Here is a 16,506-nt window from a genome sequence, read left to right on the forward strand (position 1 = left end):
TTTATTTGTTTATCCAAGACCAAATTCGACTTGGTAAACCCCATACATAAATAAATCCCTCAGCTGATTTGTGGTTGAACTTATCCTCACTTCCATAAGTAGACATATCTGAAATGTACAAACTATTTTCTTTTGAATTTCGACCAATAACATCTGCATTACCCTTGAAAAGCCTAATCCTTACTGTTCCATTAACTTGCGTTTGAGAATAATTAATAAATCCATCCAAAGCTTCTTTTAAAGGACTAAACCAAAAACCTTTATAAACCAAGTCAGCCCACTGTCTTTCTAATCTAGATTTAGTATCTAATAAATCTGCTGGTAAAGTTAAACTTTCAATTTCTTGATGAGCTTTTATCAATAAAAGCAATCCAGGTGTTTCATAAATTTCTCGACTTTTAATTCCTACAACTCTGTCTTCAATAATATCCAAACGTCCAAAGCCATGCTTTCCTGCAAGGCTATTAGCCTGTTTAATCAGTGTCACTGGATCCATTTGATTTCCATCAATTGCAACTGGATAACCTTTTTCAAACAAAATATCAACAATCTCAGGCTCTTCGGGTGAATCAGCAATAGAAGAAGTAATGCCAAAAACTTCATCTGAAGGCATTTCAAATGGATCTTCAAGAGGACCCGCCTCAATGCTTCTCCCCAATAGATTCAAATCAATCGAATAAGGATTTTTTTTGCTAACAGGAGGAACTATTCCATATTTTTCTCCATAAGCAATCGTTTCTGCACGACTCATACCCCATTCCCGTGCTGGTGTAAGCAATTGCAAATCAGGAGCTAAAGCCCCAATTGTCACATCAAAACGAACTTGATCATTGCCTTTACCCGTACACCCATGGGCAACTCCATCAGCATTTAATTCCCTTGCAATTTCAACAAGTTTTTTTGCAATTAATGGTCTAGCTAATGCCGTTGAAAGAGGGTATTTACCTTGATATAAAGCATTAGACCTAATTGCTGGAAAAGCAAAGTCTTCAATAAAAGGTTTTACTAAATTGCCAATTAGAGATTGTGAGGCTCCTGCTGAAATAGCCTTTTTTTTGATTTGATCAAGCTCATCGCCTTGACCAAGATCTGCAGCAAAAGCAATTACTTGCTCAACTCCATACTCCTTCTTCAAGTAAGGAATACAAACGCTGGTATCGACTCCTCCTGAATAAGCCAAAACAACTTTTTTAGCCTTTCCCATATGCATCTCTCCTTTAAGGAAAATCAATTCTATTTAGTAAATATAGAGAACTATTGGGCAATAGTTATGATTTGGATAATCAATGCTGATTCAAATATTTTCAAGGTCTATAAAATTAAAGAATGATTCAAAATCATTCCCATGGCTGCTTAATAGATTGTCCTGATTGGCTTTCAGCTAAGAATCCTATAATCCATACCAAAACAAAAGCCAAAGAAGTTAACCCAAAAAAAATAAGAACGTAAATCAACCAAGCTTCAATGTTATGGCCAAAAATCAATAAATCTTGAAGATCATTATTTGTAGTAAAAATAAAATAAAGATGCGAAAACATAAAAGTCACTTGGAAATCAAAATTAAATTGAGGGTTTCAAGAAAAAAGATCTCTTAATCAAAAAATAAATTAAAAGAAAAAGAGAAGGGCCAAAAACCAAACACCATACTAAAAAATGGTTTATCTGAAAGGGGTAAGGATGAAAAATACCTAATGCGCGAAGAGAAATACTTACTAAGAGAGCAAATAACCAAGTAAAAGTCATCAAAATGAGCTTTGAAGTCAGCATAAATATTAGAAAATTAATCCATAATGCATTATGTTAATTCATCGATCAAAATCTTGATATGAGCGATCTAGAAAAAATCAATTTATCTGGTTTAGACGGAATTAACCCAGCATTAACACGCTATGGCAGACAAGAACCTGCTCCTGTTTTGCCACTTAGAGAAGAACCCGACTTATTATCTTGGTTAGAAACGAGTGGAAGATTAGTTTCTGATGAAGATTCAAATGATCAAGAAATAAGTACAGTGGAAGAAGAAGAGCTTTCAGCTTTAATGGGAGAAAAAGAAGACTATAAAGCTGAAGAAGAACCAACAGATGAAGAATGGGAAGACTAATTCAATAGCTTAGTTTTGGAAAGATCTAAAGAGTTTCTAAGTAAAAAATTAATATCATTTTTTAATAGTATTAATATTCAAATATTTATTTTATTTGGATTAATATTGAGTACTCTTATCTCTTTTGATTATTACTACAAAAATAGTAATTTAACTATTCCTTTTGTAATTACAACTCTTGTATCATCAATAATTACTCTTCTAGCTATACCCAAATTAAAAAAAATTAAAATCAAGCAAATTATTAGAGAAGAGGGGCCAAAAAATCATTTTCTTAAGAAAGGTACTCCAACAATGGGTGGAATATTCTTTGTTCCTATTGGAGTAATAATAAGCAACCTTATATATTTCAATAAAGAAGATTACAAAGTTATTTTGACTTTAAGCTTTGTTATTATATCTTTTCTTCTAATTGGATTTATAGATGATTTTCTTAGTTTAAAAAAACAATTAAATACTGGCCTAAAATTTAACCAAAAAATAAATTTACAAACTTTTATTAGCCTTATTTTTATAATTATTTGTGCATCAAATAATTTATTGCCTAACAGTATTCAAATAGCTAATGAAATTTTTTATATAGGAAATATAATTTACCCTTTAGGAATATTTGTATTATTAGCTGAAAGTAATTCAACCAATTTAACGGATGGTTTAGATGGTTTATTGAGTGGCTGTAGCGTATTAATTTTAACAGGACTTGCTATTACTATTTTAATAGAAAATCCAAATAATAATTTGACGCTAGCTCCTCTTTGCATAGTAATGGCTGGAGCTTGCATGGGATTTCTTTTTCTCAACAACTATCCTGCAAAAATATTTATGGGTGATTCAGGGTCTTTAGCTATAGGAGCAGCTCTAGGAGGTATAGCTTTATTATCTGATAATCTTTGGTCTCTTTTAATTATGGGAGGAATACTAGCAGCAGAGTCTATCTCAGTAATAATTCAAGTCAGTATTTTTAAAATCTCCAAGCTGTTAAAAGGAAAAGGTCATAAATTATTTTTAATGACACCTTTACATCACCATTTTGAACTTAAAGGTAACAATGAGATTGTAATTGTAGGTAGCTTTTGGTTGGTTACATTATTGTTAGTGATAATAAATTTAATTTTTTTCATTAATACCTAACTCTTTAACTTCCACAGATGACCTATTTTACTTGGAAAGAAGAAGGACTAACTAACGACTGTGAAACTCTAGATTCTATGGCAGCTCGATTCGAAGAATCAGCAAGTCTTATGAGAAAAATGGCATCAGATGGTTTTAAAGTAGAAAAAAGAAATAATAAGCAAATAATTACTCATATGGATTCAAAAATTTTTAATGATTGGGGTTTTGTTAGTGAAGAGCCGCCATATCAACAACTTACATTAATACTTGAAGAAGAAAAACAATAAAATTGTTCAATTAACTTTTAAAAAAATCAATACTTAAAAAGCATGAAATATTCAAAATTAATGACTCTAAAAAAATTTAAAATGTCTTAAACCATCTAGAACTCCATCTTGAGCATCAGAAAAGAAAACTCTTTGTTGCGATCTAAATCCATCTAATGATGAATCATGCTCATAGGGAATAACACTAGTAGTCAATCCACTTATCAACTCAGCATCACCTTGCTGACTTGCTACAACAAGAACTTTTTCTAAAGACAATCCCCAACGTAAAGTTAAAAATCTTATGGCTTCTGCACGTGATGCTCGCAAAGGCACAATATCTAAATACCAATGACATTTCAGATGAGGAGAAGCAGCAAGTCCAGATTGCCTAAGTCTTTTTCGTACTAACGGTAAAATTGCATCACTAGGTTCTTTTAATAAATAACTAACCTTATAAGGACCTTGATTTTCAGTTGATTGAAGCTCTAAGTAATCTTTTAAATCAAACAAAATCTTTTCTACACCTTTACGATTCCAATCAACAGTTATTGAATCCTGCCAAAAAATATCTGATTTATTTTCATCACCATAATAAATTTCAGTACCAGCTTGGCATATCCAAACTGCAGGTTTGGGTAGTTTTGTTTCTGCATATCGATAACGAGCAGCTTTAATTGATCTTCCAGTTAAAATTCCCAATTCAACAAGATCATTCAATGAATGCTCTTTTAGCTGATTTTTCAATATTGATAAACCTTCTGATTGCTCAAGGTAGTTATCTAAATCAAGCAAAATTAGTTTTTTACCAATAGGACTAGTTTCACTAGGATTCCCAAATGACCAATGTCGAGGTGCAAGAAATTTAAGACGCTTCTGCATCAATGCAATGTAATTACAAACATGAGCATCCCAACTAAAATGCCTGCTTACTCCTTCAACTCCATTGTTACTCCAAGTTTTCCATACTGAAGAGTTTGAACCAGCAGTCTCTAAACCATCTCTAATCGCTTCTAAATCAGATACATCTACAAGTAAACCATTCTCACAACGAGAAAGAATATCCCTTGGACCACCATCATCAGTAGTCACCATCGGTAGACCGCACGCAGCAGCTTCCAATAATGTCAAACCAAATGGTTCAGTTAAAGCAGGATTAACAAATAATCCATTTCTATTTGCAGCCCAACGATAAATAGATGGGATTTGCTCTCTTTTATGTTGTTTTGGATAAGCAACTTTTCCATATAAATTATATTTATCAACCAATTCAAAAACTTGCTGAAATACTTCTCTTTGCTGTTTATCAAGCTGGCGTGAATCTTCTCGACAGCCTAAAATTAAAATTAGATTATGTCTTTGCTGCAAAATTGTAGAACGTCCATAGGTTTCAATCAACGCAGGAATATTTTTTCTCCTTACTGCTCGGGATATAGCTAAGAGAGGAGGAAGATTTAAATCTCGCAAAAAAGGTTTGAACAGTATATTTAATTCTTTTTCTTCATCCTTTAAATTAGAATTTGTTGCATGAAAACGATTTAGATCAACACCAGGTGGAATTATTTCTATATTTTTTTTACTAAATCTTCCATAACGAGAGTACTGTTCATCAGATTCCTGCTTAGTGCTTGTAATGAGTAAGTTTGAATGTGCTAAAGCTAATTCTTCTGCATCAATTCTTTTGCTAATTGAATAAGTTTGCTCTATTTGATCATGATCTATTCCAGCAGCCAATAATCTTCTAAGTTTTTCCCGACCTAACGAATGGCCAGTAAAAACTAATGGTAAACCTAATCTTCTACTAACCAATGCACCAACATAACCAGCATCCGCATAATGAGCATGAATCCAATCAGGCAGGTTATTTTCTTTCTGTAATCTTTGAACTATTTGATCCGCTAAATCATCTAAATAAGGCCATAATAATTCTTTCCTGATATAACGTTTAGGACCAAAAGGTAATCGAATAATTTCCGCACAACTTGATACTTGTTCGACAGGATTTGAGTAATCAGAAGATACTCTCCTATCAATAATTAATCTGGTGATTAATTCAACTTTTTCAACTTCTGGTCTAGCTGCTAGTCCTTTTACTAATTCTAAAACATATAAAGTTTGCCCTCCAGTATCTGCATCTCTACCCAATTCGAGATCATGCGAACGGATTAAACCATGCAAATTTAAATGTAAAAGTCTTAATCCCAAGCAAAAAATTTATTAGTAATGGGATTACTAATCGATTTATAGTTCATTAAACCTTAAGAAAAAATAATGTTTTTTTCAATAAAATTTAAATTTTTAAAATTGTTGACATCACTAGATTTTTTAGGATTTATAAATAAAAAGAAGATCCTTTATTGTTCAAGATTACGAAATATATACAAAATCGGCAAAGATGTTCAAACCGTTATGGGAGGATGTAGTTCCAAAACTTTTTTTAAATAGTTACCTGTATGACTATTTGAATCTGCTGCCACCTCTTCAGGAGTTCCCATCGCAACAATCTCTCCTCCTCGATTACCACCTTCCGGACCCATATCAATAATCCAATCTGAACATCTAATAACATCCAAATTGTGCTCAATAACAATAATTGAGTTTCCTTTATCCACCAATCTCTGTATCACGTCCATTAGTTTATGAACGTCATAAAAACTTAAACCAGTTGTTGGTTCATCAATTAAGTAAAGAGTTTTACCAGTAGCTCTTCTTGATAATTCAGTAGCAAGTTTTACTCTTTGAGCTTCTCCTCCAGATAATGTTGGAGCAGGTTGACCAAGCTTAATGTATCCAAGTCCAACATCTAAAAGTGTCCTTAATCGATCTGCAGCTTGAGGTATAGCAGAAAAAACATCAACTGCTTGTTCAACTGTCATTTCTAATACATCAGATATAGAATAATTTTTATATTTAACTTGCAATGTCTCTCGATTAAATCGTGCTCCTTTACACACATCACATTGGACATAGACATCAGGAAGAAAATTCATCTCAATTACATTTACACCCTGACCACGGCAAGCTTCACATCTTCCACCTTTGACATTAAAACTGAATTGTCCAGCTTGATATCCTCTAGCTTTTGCCTCGACAGAAGTTGCAAAAAGTTGTCGTATAGGATCAAATGCACCAGTATAAGTAGCCGTATTAGATCGTGGAGTTCTACCAATTGGAGATTGATCAATAACAATAACTTTATCGATAGATTTAATACCTTTTAATTCTTTTAATCCTTTTGGAAAGGGAACTTTCAACCCTAGAGAGTGGTTCAAAGCAGGATGAAGCAACTCATTTATTAGAGTGCTTTTACCACTTCCACTGACTCCCGTAACGGCAACTAATCTACCTAATGGAAAGTCAACTGAAACATTTTTTAGATTATTTTTTTCGCAATCAATTAATCGTAATTTTCTTTGTACTGAATCTCTTCTGCTAGCAGGTGTAGGAATAGACGAGCGCCCGCTAAGATAAGCACCAGTCAATGATTTTTTTGCAGCCAACAAACTATCTAAAGATCCTTCAGCGATAATTTCTCCTCCATGCACACCAGCACCTGGACCTATATCTACTAAATGATCAGCTGCTCTTATCGTGTCTTCATCATGTTCAACAACAACCAAAGTATTACCTAGATCACGTAATTTTTTTAAGGTAGATAACAACCTATCATTATCTCTTTGATGTAGTCCAATACTAGGTTCATCTAGAACATAAAGAACCCCTGTTAAACCTGCACCTATTTGTGTAGCAAGTCGTATTCTTTGAGCTTCCCCCCCAGACAAGGTCATAGCTGGCCTATCTAGAGTTAAATAATCAAGTCCAACATCCAACAGAAATCGAAGACGTAATCGAATTTCTTTTAAAACTAATTCTCCAATCTTTCTTTGTTTATTAGAAAGTAATTGATTTGAGTCTTTGGTTGTTTCAATACACATTAATTCCTCAACATTCGCTAGTGTGGTAGAAACACTTGATGAAGTGAGATCAGTTATTGAAAAAGGTCCTAGTTTTACAGCAAGAGCTTCAGGACGTAATCTTTTACCATGACAGCTTGCACAGGGGACTAATTCAAGATATTTTTCTAACTTTTGACGAACAGCTTCACCATTTGCATCCTGTAACTGCCTTTCTAAAATAGGCAAGATACCTTCAAAAGGTCTTTTAAATCCAGAGTCTTGTTTATATCTGCTATCTACCTTTATTAAAATCGGTTCTTTACTGCCATTTAGCAAAATATTCTTTTGCTCTTCTTTTAAATCTTTCCAAGGAGTTTTTATCTCAAAACCAAATGCCTCACCAACTGAAAATAATAATGAAAAATAATATGAATTATCTTTATCACTCCATGGTGCAACAGCAGCGTAAACCGGTAGTGATGGATCAGGTACAACTCTCTCACAAGTGAATTTTTTCAGGTGACCGAGACCATGACAGTCGGGACATGCTCCATATGGACTATTAAATGAAAACAATCTTGGAGATAATTCTTCAATCACCGCCCCATGAACTGGGCATGCAAAATTCTCAGAAAATAATCTTTCTCTATCAATACCTTTGGGTAGTTCTTCATTCTTTTTAGGTACTGCTTCAACTATTGCTAGGCCATCTCCTCTTTTTAAGGTAGTACTTAATGAATCAGTTAATCGCTCTTCGATACCCTCTCTCGCAATCAATCTATCAACCACTACTTCAATAGAGTGAATTTGATTTTTATCTAATTCAATGTTGTCAGCCAGTTCTCTAACTTCTTTATTAATTCTTACTCGAACAAAACCCTCTGCAGCAAGTCCAGACAAAAGTTTTGAGTGTGTTCCTTTTTTACCCCTAACGACTGGTGCAAGTAATTGGTATCGTGTCCCTTCTGGAAGAGTCTTTATTTGATCAACCATCTCATCAATAGTTTGAGGCTTAATTGGCCTAGAGCATTCAGGGCAATGAGGTTCACCAGCTCTTCCAAAAAGCAATCGAAAATAGTCTTGTATTTCCGTAACCGTTCCAACTGTTGAGCGAGGATTATGACTAGTTGATTTTTGGTCAATAGAAATTGCTGGAGATAAACCTTCAATTGAATCAACATCTGGTTTATCAACCTGACCTAAAAATTGTCTTGCATAAGCAGATAAACTTTCAACGTATCGCCTTTGTCCTTCAGCAAAAATAGTATCAAAAGCTAAAGAACTCTTACCACTTCCACTAACACCTGTAAAAACAACCAATTTATTTCTTGGAATAGATAAATCAACGTTTTTTAAATTATGTTGCCTGGCACCACGAATAGTTATGACTTCTTCATTGGAAGGAGTCATATTTAATGTCTTATTTTTTGAATTAGGTTTTGGACCTCCCATTAGGGAAAAATATTAATAATTAATTGTATAAAAAAATATGCTCATCATGCAGCTTTGTGTTCCAGCAGGCTCGCCGCATAAGCATTGGCTTCTACGATTTCACCTCCAGCCAATAAAGCCAATTCTCTTTGCCTATCAGCCATTTCCTTTAAATGAATAACACTAGACTTTGTATAACCAGCAATAACGCGCTTTTTTAAAGAAAAATGATTATCAGCAAATGCTGCAATTAAAGGTTGATGAGTGACGCAAAATACTTGCCGGTGATTTGACAAGTCACAGAGCAAATTAGCTATATAGCTGCTAACAGATCCACTAACACCTGAGTCAATTTCATCAAAAATCAAAAGTTTAGATTCATCAAATGAAGAAAAAATTGCCTTTATTGCAAGAAGAACCCTTGATTTCTCTCCTCCGGAGGCAGTTTCGGAAAGAGGCGCTAAAGGAATACCTGGATTTGCTGAGAACATAAAAGTAACTTTATCAATCCCATTAATTGTTGGTTCACATTCCTCAAAAATAACTTTAAAACGAACATTAGGAATACCTAAGTTTTTTAAACTCATAATCAATTTATCCTCTAGTTGCAAAGCAATAGTTTTTCTTAGAATCGACAAATCTTGGTTAGACTTGTCTCTTATAATTCTTTTATTAGCTTCAAAGGAATCAAGTTCGTGAATATTATTAGAGTCATCATGCAAAGATAAACTATTCATTAATTCATTTTTATAGGTAATAAGATCTTCTATATTTCTTTGATATTTTTTTTGATAAAATTTTAAAGTAGATAATCTAGATTGCAAGTCATTTAATAAAGAAGTGTCAATATCTAATGTTTTTTCATAATCATTAATCTGATAAATTACATCATTAAGATTATTGGTTAGTTGATAAAAACTCTCAAAAATTGGTTCTAAAGAAGAATCAATTTTAGACATATTTTTTAATTCATTAATACAAAAATTAGTATGATCTAGAATTGATGGGTACTCATCTAAGCTTTCATTTAAACGAATCAATAAAAACTTAACTCCTTCTTTTAACCTTACAAGATTTGATAAACGATTCTGATCAATTTCTAACTTGGTTTGCTCGTTTGGATCTTCTAATTGTAATTTGTCTAGATCTTCGTATATATACTGAATTTCCTCAAATTCTTTTTTTGAATCAAAAATTTGATCTCGTGCTTGCTCTAGTCTAAAACTAGAATCATGCCATATTTTCCAATCTTGATTTACTTTAGCAATAGATTCTTGAATTTTATTTAAGCCTAAAGAATCTAATAATCTTAATTGATGCAATGAATCATTTAAGATGTAAGTATCTCCTTGTAGCGTGAAATCAAATAAAAGTGATCTCAATTCTGATATTTGATCTCTGTTAACTAATACACCATTAATTCTAAATCTAGATTTATATTTATCTTCTTTCAAACGCCATTCTCTAGTCACAATTAATTCTTCATCAGCATCAAATTCATGAGTAATCAACCAATCTTTTGTATTTTGAAATACAGAAAAAACAGCCTCTATAGATGATGATGATGATCCTTTTGCTACTAATCGATTATCTAGAGGAGTTTTTTTGTTCGCCAATAAGGCGTTTAACGTATCAATAAATATTGATTTACCTGAACCAGTCTGACCTGTAAAAACAGTAAATCCCTTATCAAATTCAATCTCTAAGTTACCAAATAGAGCTATATTTTGAAAACGAAGACTGTTGAGCATAAATCAAAGCAATCAAAAAGACGCAAACCAAGAGTAAAATGAACTAGAAGGGATGTAGAACATTGCCATACTAAAATGGCCGAAGAACTAAGCGATTTTATTGAAGCCTCAGGTCTACTTGAGTATGACCCGGTGGCTATAGAATCAATCTACAAAAAAAATCCAGTTCGTCTACTCCGCAGACTTTGGCAAACGCTTTTACCTATTGGATTATTTTTACTTGGCGTTGGATGGGAAAAGCTAGTTGGATCTTTAGACAAAAACGAAAGAAAAACTTTCAGGGCGAGAGAATTTACACAACTACTCGTTGATTTAGGACCAGCATTCATAAAAGCTGGACAGGCTCTTTCCACGAGACCAGATATAGTTCCGCCAACAGTTTTAGAGGAATTAGCACAACTTCAGGATCAACTGCCAGGCTTTGAAAGTAAACTCGCAATGGCATGTATTGAACAAGATTTAGAAGATAAGGTAGAAAACATTTTTCTTGAAATAGATAAAGAACCAATTTCAGCAGCCTCTTTAGGTCAAGTACATAAAGCAACACTACAAAGTGGGGAAAAAGTTGCTGTTAAAATTCAAAGACCAGGACTAAGAGAACAAATCACTTTAGATTTATATATAGTAAGAAATATGGCTATATGGTTTAAAAATAATATTGGAATTATCAGAAGTGATTTAGTAGCATTGATAGATGAGCTAGGTAAAAGAATTTTTGAAGAAATGGATTATATAAATGAAGCTACAAATGCAGAAAAATTTAAAAAACTTCATAGCGGTAATCAGAAGATTGCAGTACCAAAAATTTATAGAGAAGCAACAAGCAGAAGAGTACTTACTATGGAATGGATAGATGGTATAAAATTAACAAATATAAGCGCAGTGAAAAAACTAGGAATTGATCCAAATGAAATGGTAGAAATTGGTGTTAGTTGTAGTTTACAGCAACTAATTGAACATGGTTTTTTTCACGCTGATCCACATCCAGGCAACATTTTAGCAATGGAAGATGGTCGATTATGTTATTTAGATTTTGGGATGATGAGTAATATTACACAACAATCTAGAATTGGATTAATTAGAGCAGTTGTTCACCTTGTAAATAAAAGATTCGATAAACTTTCCTATGATTTTGTTCAATTAGGCTTTCTCTCTGAAGAAGTTGATTTAACACCAATTGCTCCTGCTTTTGAAAGTGTTTTTACTAACGCACTAGAAATAGGAGTAAATAAAATGGATTTTAAAGCTGTAACAGATGACATGTCTGGCATAATGTATAAATTTCCATTTAAATTACCCCCTTATTACGCACTAATAATAAGATCTTTAATCACTCTAGAAGGAATAGCTCTTAGTGTTGATCCGAATTTTAAGATTTTAGGAGCAGCATATCCTTATTTTGCAAGGAGACTTATGGAAGATGAAAATCCAGAACTCAGAAATAGTTTGAAAGAAATGCTATTTGATGAAAACAACCTTAAATTAGAAAGACTAGATGACCTTTTAACAAGCGCAACGAAAGAAAAACAGTTAGACAGTGAAAAAATATTAGATCAAACAATAGATTTTTTATTTTCACAGAAAGGTAAAGTTCTGAGAAATGAATTAGTAAACATTTTAGCTTCAAAAATAGACTCTATTGGATGGAAAACAGTTATAAATTTAAATAATAAACTTCCATCTAAAATCCGCTCTAAGACGATTGAAAAATCTTCAAAACAGAATACTAAAAAAATCTTTAATTTGTATTCAATAAATAAAATGTTTAATAAGTCAAAAATCAAACCTGGCTTTAAAAGAAAAATATTTTTTAAAAAATTACCAAAAATTCTAGTAACTAAAGATACTTACCAAATGGGCCTTGGACTAATGAAAAAAACGTCTGAAAAAGGACTAGTCAGATTAGTTAAAGTTGCAGCTGGTGTAGAACAATAAATGATTTTAAAATATAATTACGTAATATTATTAATATTTTTTTTAGGTCAAAGTGTAAAAGGAGCTGAAAACATTTTTCTTTATAAAGGAACATTTAGTAGAACTATAGAAATAGAAGAATTATATAAATTTAAACTTTCAAAAAAACCAAGTAATAAGTTAAAAAATCTAATAAAAATTACAAATCAAAAAGAAAAAGAACTACTCAAAGTTTTATCTCTGAAAATAGATGTTCCATTAAAAACAAGCAGTAAATTAATGAATAGTAAAATAGGAGAAGTTTTTCTGGGTAGACTTTCACAAATTATTTATCCTAATAAGATATTAGATAAAAAATTAAGTATAAAAGCTATAAGGTCTGGAATTTTACTCAGTTCTTTTAAAAACAATGAAAAAATAAATCTAATTGATTTTTTTAAAGCATATCCAAATAAAAATGTTGCTATAGATCTAAATGCACTAAGTAAAACCCTGAAAAAAGTAGAATCATTAAAAGAATTAATCGAATTCTACTCAAATTCACCTTTTAAAAAGCTGAAAGATGGAAGGTCTAAGACTTAGATTGTTTAAAATTGATTAGTTAAGCAGTGCCATTTTCAAAAAAATTAAGCAAACTTTTCTCTTCTACACCGAACAAAAATAATTGGGATGGTCTTATAGAAGCTTACAAACCCTGGCTACCGGTTTCAAATAAAACACCCATCATCACTTTAAAAGAAGGTGGAACGCCTCTTATGCAAGTGAAATCGATTGCTGATCGAATTGGAAAAGGTGTAAAAGTTTATGTGAAATATGATGGTCTAAATCCAACAGGTTCATTTAAAGATAGAGGAATGACAATGGCAATCAGCAAAGCTAAAGAAGCTGGTTGTGAAGCTGTAATTTGCGCAAGTACCGGTAATACCTCTGCATCTGCTGCTGCATATGCTAGCAAAGGAGGAATGAGATCTTTTGTTATTATTCCAGACGGATATGTAGCTCAAGGTAAACTAGCTCAAGCTTTAGTTTACGGAGCAGAAGTATTAGCTATTAAAGGAAATTTTGATAAAGCATTAGATATTGTTAGAGAATTATCTAATAAATATCCAATAACATTAGTTAACTCCGTTAATCCATATAGATTGCAGGGACAAAAAACAGCTGCTTTTGAAATTATAGAAAATCTTGGAAATGCTCCTGATTGGTTATGCATTCCTATGGGGAATGCTGGAAACATAAGTGCTTACTGGATGGGATTCCAAGAATTTTTTCAAGCTAAAAAATCTAAACAACTTCCTCGCATGATGGGTTTTCAAGCAAGTGGCTCTGCGCCTTTAGTTGAAGGTAAAAGCATCAGCAATCCAGAAACAATTGCTACTGCAATAAGAATTGGTAATCCTGTTAATAAAGAAAAAGCGCTTTCAGCAAGAGAGTCAAGCAATGGTAAGTTTTCTTCCGTGACAGATTCAGAAATAATCGAAGCCTATAAAATTCTTGGAAGAGAAGAAGGTATCTTTTGCGAGCCTGCTAGTGCTGCTTCTGTTGCTGGTTTATTGAAAATTAAGAATGATGTACCTAAGAACTCAACTATTGTTTGTGTCCTAACAGGAAATGGTTTGAAAGATCCTGATTGTGCAATACAAAATAATGATTCAATTTTTCACACGGGTATAGATCCTGATATAAATAGCATTACAAAAATAATGGGCTTTTAATAACAATAAGAACACCCAGTAAAGAAAGTGTCTGTTAATTATCATTGTTTATCTTCTTTTATTTTGTGGAAAAGTAGAAAAATCTTCAAAATATACTTCTTTTTTTTCCACAACGTCCATTATTGGTGGATAAAGTTTTTTTTGTCCACTATTAATAAAACTTTTCCACACACATAAAATCCAAGGTAACTGTTGAGTACTATGTTTTTTGAATTAACCACAAATACCACAGAGCCTACTACTTCTAATTAAATTTCATATCAAGAATAAAGAATTAGAATAGAAGTAAAAAGTTTTGTTTTTTTAACGGTATTGCTTTTTGGAAATAGCTATGAAATTCTTATATCAATGGATTTTTATTTGAAATAACGGGATGAAATTAAATTGTTCTCAGTCTGAATTAAATACTGCTCTTCAGTTGGTTAGTAGAGCGGTGTCTAATCGACCGACACACCCTGTCTTAGCTAATGTTTTACTTGCTGCTGATGAGGTAACGGGAAAACTCCGTTTAACTGGTTTTGATTTAAGTTTAGGAATACAAACCTCAATATCTGCTTCTATAGAAACTAGTGGTGCTATAACTTTACCTGCTAAATTGTTTGGTGAAATTGTTTCTAAATTATCTAATGATTCACCTTTAATTTTGACTTCTGATGATATTAGTCAGCAAGTTGAATTAACTAGTAAAAGTGGAACCTATCAAGTAAGAGGTATGTTGGCAGATGATTTTCCCGATTTACCTTTAGTAGAGAGCGGTACTTCACTTAAATTAAATCCATTATTTTTATCTAGTGCAATTAAGTCAACTTTATTTGCAAGTAGTACTGATGATTCTAAACAATTACTTACAGGGGTTAATCTTACATTTGATGGTTATGGGATTGAATCTGCAGCTACAGATGGACATAGATTAGCTGTTTTAAATTTAAATAATATTTTAGCTAATTTAGATAATAATGATTCTTCCCATAACATAGATAAATTCTCTATTACATTACCCTCTAAGTCTTTAAGAGAAGTTGAAAAGTTTTTGAGTACTTGTGATATCAGTCAACCAATTAATTTTTTTATTGATAAAGGACAAGTAGTGTTTATATCTGTTGACGAAATTATAACTATTAGGGCTTTAGAAGGATCTTATCCAAATTACTCTCAATTATTACCTGATACATTTGAAAATGAATTAGAGTTTGATAGGAAGGAATTTATTGCATCATTAGAAAGAATTGCTGTTTTAGCTGATCAACATAATAATGTTATTAAAGTAACGGCTGATGGTACTACAAATTTAATTAAAATTAGTACTGACGCACAGGATATTGGAACAGGTCATGAGTCATTACCTATTTCCTTTAAAGGAGAATCATTTCAAATAGCATTCAATGTTAGATATTTATTAGATGGACTTAAAGTTATAGATTCTAATACTATAAAATTAAGTTGTAATTCTCCTACGACACCTGCGGTTTTTTCACCTGTTAATAGTGATGTTAACTTCATTTATTTAGTCATGCCAATACAGATACGAAATTAATTTTGGCTTTTCCTACAAAACTATTATTTAGTGATTTACTAAAACACAATGTGCGTTGTGAGAATGGAATTGATCATGGTCCAGTTATTAGTCCATGGATGCATCCACCTGTTCATAGAGTCTTAGGATGGGTAAGTCGGCCTTCTAATTTGAGACTTCAAAGAGAGGTTTGGAGGCTAAATCAATTGAAAGGAATAAATCAACAAGAAATTTACGTAAAAGGACCTAGTTCACTTTCTGATCAACAAACTTTGGATCGTTTGCCTACTTTAATGAATGCAAACGTTTTTAATCGAAGTGGTCAAAAATTAGGTTTAATAGCTGATTTTGTTTTTGAACAAAATCAAGGAATCATTCAATATTATTTAGTTAGTCGAACTAACCCATTAATTCCAGGAACTAGTAGATGGCGTTTATCTATCTCTCAAATCATAGATAAACAGCCTGGTTCTATTTCTTGTGATATTGATACATTTGAAGATTTACCAATACAAAAAGCAAGTTTAAAAGAAGAATTTCTTAGCAAGAGTAGAAAATGGAAAAGTCAATTTCAAGATTTAACCTATAACGCCTCTGATAGGCTTGAGGGATGGATTGACCATCAAATAAGTGAAAGTGAGAATGATACTGTTGATTATTCTTATGAAATTTCGAATAATGATGATTCCCATGATGATTGGATAGATAGTCTAGATATAGATAGTTCCGAAGAATTTAATAGAATGAATAAAAGCAAGAGAAATACTAGTTCTATCAATGAAAAAGATCTTGATCCCTGGATTTAA

Annotated in this window: 13 protein-coding genes; 8 read left to right on the forward strand and 5 right to left on the reverse strand. The window is 32.3% G+C overall.

All coding sequences use genetic code 11. The features are described from left to right. Position 1 precedes the first annotated feature (1 nt). A complete protein-coding gene (locus O5640_RS07625; RefSeq protein WP_269611795.1) occupies positions 2-1,204 on the reverse strand; it encodes an argininosuccinate synthase in 1,203 nt (400 codons plus the stop codon). A 133-nt stretch (positions 1,205-1,337) separates the two neighbouring features. Continuing rightward, a complete protein-coding gene (locus O5640_RS07630) occupies positions 1,338-1,538 on the reverse strand; it encodes a cytochrome B6 (RefSeq protein ID WP_269611796.1) in 201 nt (66 codons plus the stop codon). Between the two features lie 287 nt (positions 1,539-1,825). Between O5640_RS07630 and O5640_RS07635 the strand changes: the two genes are divergently transcribed. The 3 genes from O5640_RS07635 to O5640_RS07645 all read left to right on the forward strand — a co-directional run bounded on the left by O5640_RS07635 (position 1,826) and on the right by O5640_RS07645 (position 3,501). Then, a complete protein-coding gene (locus O5640_RS07635; RefSeq protein WP_269611797.1) occupies positions 1,826-2,101 on the forward strand; it encodes a DUF3134 domain-containing protein in 276 nt (91 codons plus the stop codon). A 105-nt stretch (positions 2,102-2,206) separates the two neighbouring features. Then, positions 2,207-3,232, forward strand: a complete 1,026-nt coding sequence (gene mraY / locus O5640_RS07640; protein ID WP_269611798.1) for a phospho-N-acetylmuramoyl-pentapeptide-transferase — start codon at positions 2,207-2,209, stop codon at positions 3,230-3,232. 17 nt (positions 3,233-3,249) lie between these two features. After that, complete coding sequence (locus O5640_RS07645; protein ID WP_269611799.1) at positions 3,250-3,501, forward strand: hypothetical protein; 252 nt, start codon at positions 3,250-3,252, stop codon at positions 3,499-3,501. Positions 3,502-3,567: 66 nt separating this feature from the next. Here O5640_RS07645 and O5640_RS07650 read toward each other — a convergent pair whose 3' ends face one another. From O5640_RS07650 to O5640_RS07660, 3 genes are all read right to left on the reverse strand, one after another. Continuing rightward, the gene (locus O5640_RS07650) at positions 3,568-5,685 is read right to left on the reverse strand and encodes an HAD family hydrolase (protein ID WP_269611800.1); all 2,118 of its coding nucleotides are present in this window, start codon (positions 5,683-5,685) and stop codon (positions 3,568-3,570) included. Positions 5,686-5,879: 194 nt separating this feature from the next. Then, entirely contained in the window at positions 5,880-8,828 is a 2,949-nt protein-coding gene (gene uvrA, locus O5640_RS07655) for an excinuclease ABC subunit UvrA (RefSeq protein ID WP_269611801.1), read from the reverse strand. A 44-nt stretch (positions 8,829-8,872) separates the two neighbouring features. Continuing rightward, a complete protein-coding gene (locus O5640_RS07660) occupies positions 8,873-10,558 on the reverse strand; it encodes a DNA repair protein RecN (protein ID WP_269611802.1) in 1,686 nt (561 codons plus the stop codon). 75 nt (positions 10,559-10,633) lie between these two features. Between O5640_RS07660 and O5640_RS07665 the strand changes: the two genes are divergently transcribed. The 5 genes from O5640_RS07665 (at position 10,634) to O5640_RS07685 (ending at position 16,506) form a co-directional block, all read left to right on the forward strand. Beyond that, positions 10,634-12,493, forward strand: a complete 1,860-nt coding sequence (locus O5640_RS07665; protein ID WP_269611803.1) for an ABC1 kinase family protein — start codon at positions 10,634-10,636, stop codon at positions 12,491-12,493. After that, complete coding sequence (locus O5640_RS07670; protein ID WP_269611804.1) at positions 12,494-13,054, forward strand: alpha/beta hydrolase; 561 nt, start codon at positions 12,494-12,496, stop codon at positions 13,052-13,054. It begins immediately after the preceding gene. Positions 13,055-13,080: 26 nt separating this feature from the next. Further along, on the forward strand, positions 13,081-14,187 hold the full coding sequence (gene thrC, locus O5640_RS07675; RefSeq protein ID WP_269611806.1) for a threonine synthase: 1,107 nt from the start codon (positions 13,081-13,083) through the stop codon (positions 14,185-14,187). A gap of 373 nt (positions 14,188-14,560) precedes the next feature. Then, positions 14,561-15,721 carry a DNA polymerase III subunit beta gene (dnaN, locus tag O5640_RS07680; protein WP_269611808.1) on the forward strand — a complete coding sequence of 387 codons (1,161 nt, stop codon included), beginning with the start codon at positions 14,561-14,563 and terminating at the stop codon, positions 15,719-15,721. A gap of 2 nt (positions 15,722-15,723) precedes the next feature. After that, positions 15,724-16,506: a PRC-barrel domain-containing protein gene (locus tag O5640_RS07685; protein WP_269611809.1), complete on the forward strand. Its 783-nt coding sequence runs from the start codon at positions 15,724-15,726 to the stop codon at positions 16,504-16,506.

The sequence above is a fragment of the Prochlorococcus marinus str. MIT 0912 genome (assembly GCF_027359595.1).
Classification (GTDB): domain Bacteria; phylum Cyanobacteriota; class Cyanobacteriia; order PCC-6307; family Cyanobiaceae; genus Prochlorococcus_B; species Prochlorococcus_B marinus_C.

Excerpts from the sequence above, each read along its gene's own strand:
- O5640_RS07625 (WP_269611795.1), bottom strand. The coding sequence starts at position 1,204 with ATGGGAAAGGCTAAAAAAGTTGTTTTGGCTTATTCAGGAGGAGTCGAT.
- O5640_RS07630 (WP_269611796.1), bottom strand. The coding sequence starts at position 1,538 with ATGTTTTCGCATCTTTATTTTATTTTTACTACAAATAATGATCTTCAA.
- O5640_RS07635 (WP_269611797.1), top strand. The coding sequence starts at position 1,826 with ATGAGCGATCTAGAAAAAATCAATTTATCTGGTTTAGACGGAATTAAC.
- O5640_RS07645 (WP_269611799.1), top strand. The coding sequence starts at position 3,250 with ATGACCTATTTTACTTGGAAAGAAGAAGGACTAACTAACGACTGTGAA.
- uvrA (WP_269611801.1), bottom strand. The coding sequence starts at position 8,828 with ATGGGAGGTCCAAAACCTAATTCAAAAAATAAGACATTAAATATGACT.
- O5640_RS07660 (WP_269611802.1), bottom strand. The coding sequence starts at position 10,558 with ATGCTCAACAGTCTTCGTTTTCAAAATATAGCTCTATTTGGTAACTTA.
- O5640_RS07665 (WP_269611803.1), top strand. The coding sequence starts at position 10,634 with ATGGCCGAAGAACTAAGCGATTTTATTGAAGCCTCAGGTCTACTTGAG.
- O5640_RS07670 (WP_269611804.1), top strand. The coding sequence starts at position 12,494 with ATGATTTTAAAATATAATTACGTAATATTATTAATATTTTTTTTAGGT.
- dnaN (WP_269611808.1), top strand. The coding sequence starts at position 14,561 with ATGAAATTAAATTGTTCTCAGTCTGAATTAAATACTGCTCTTCAGTTG.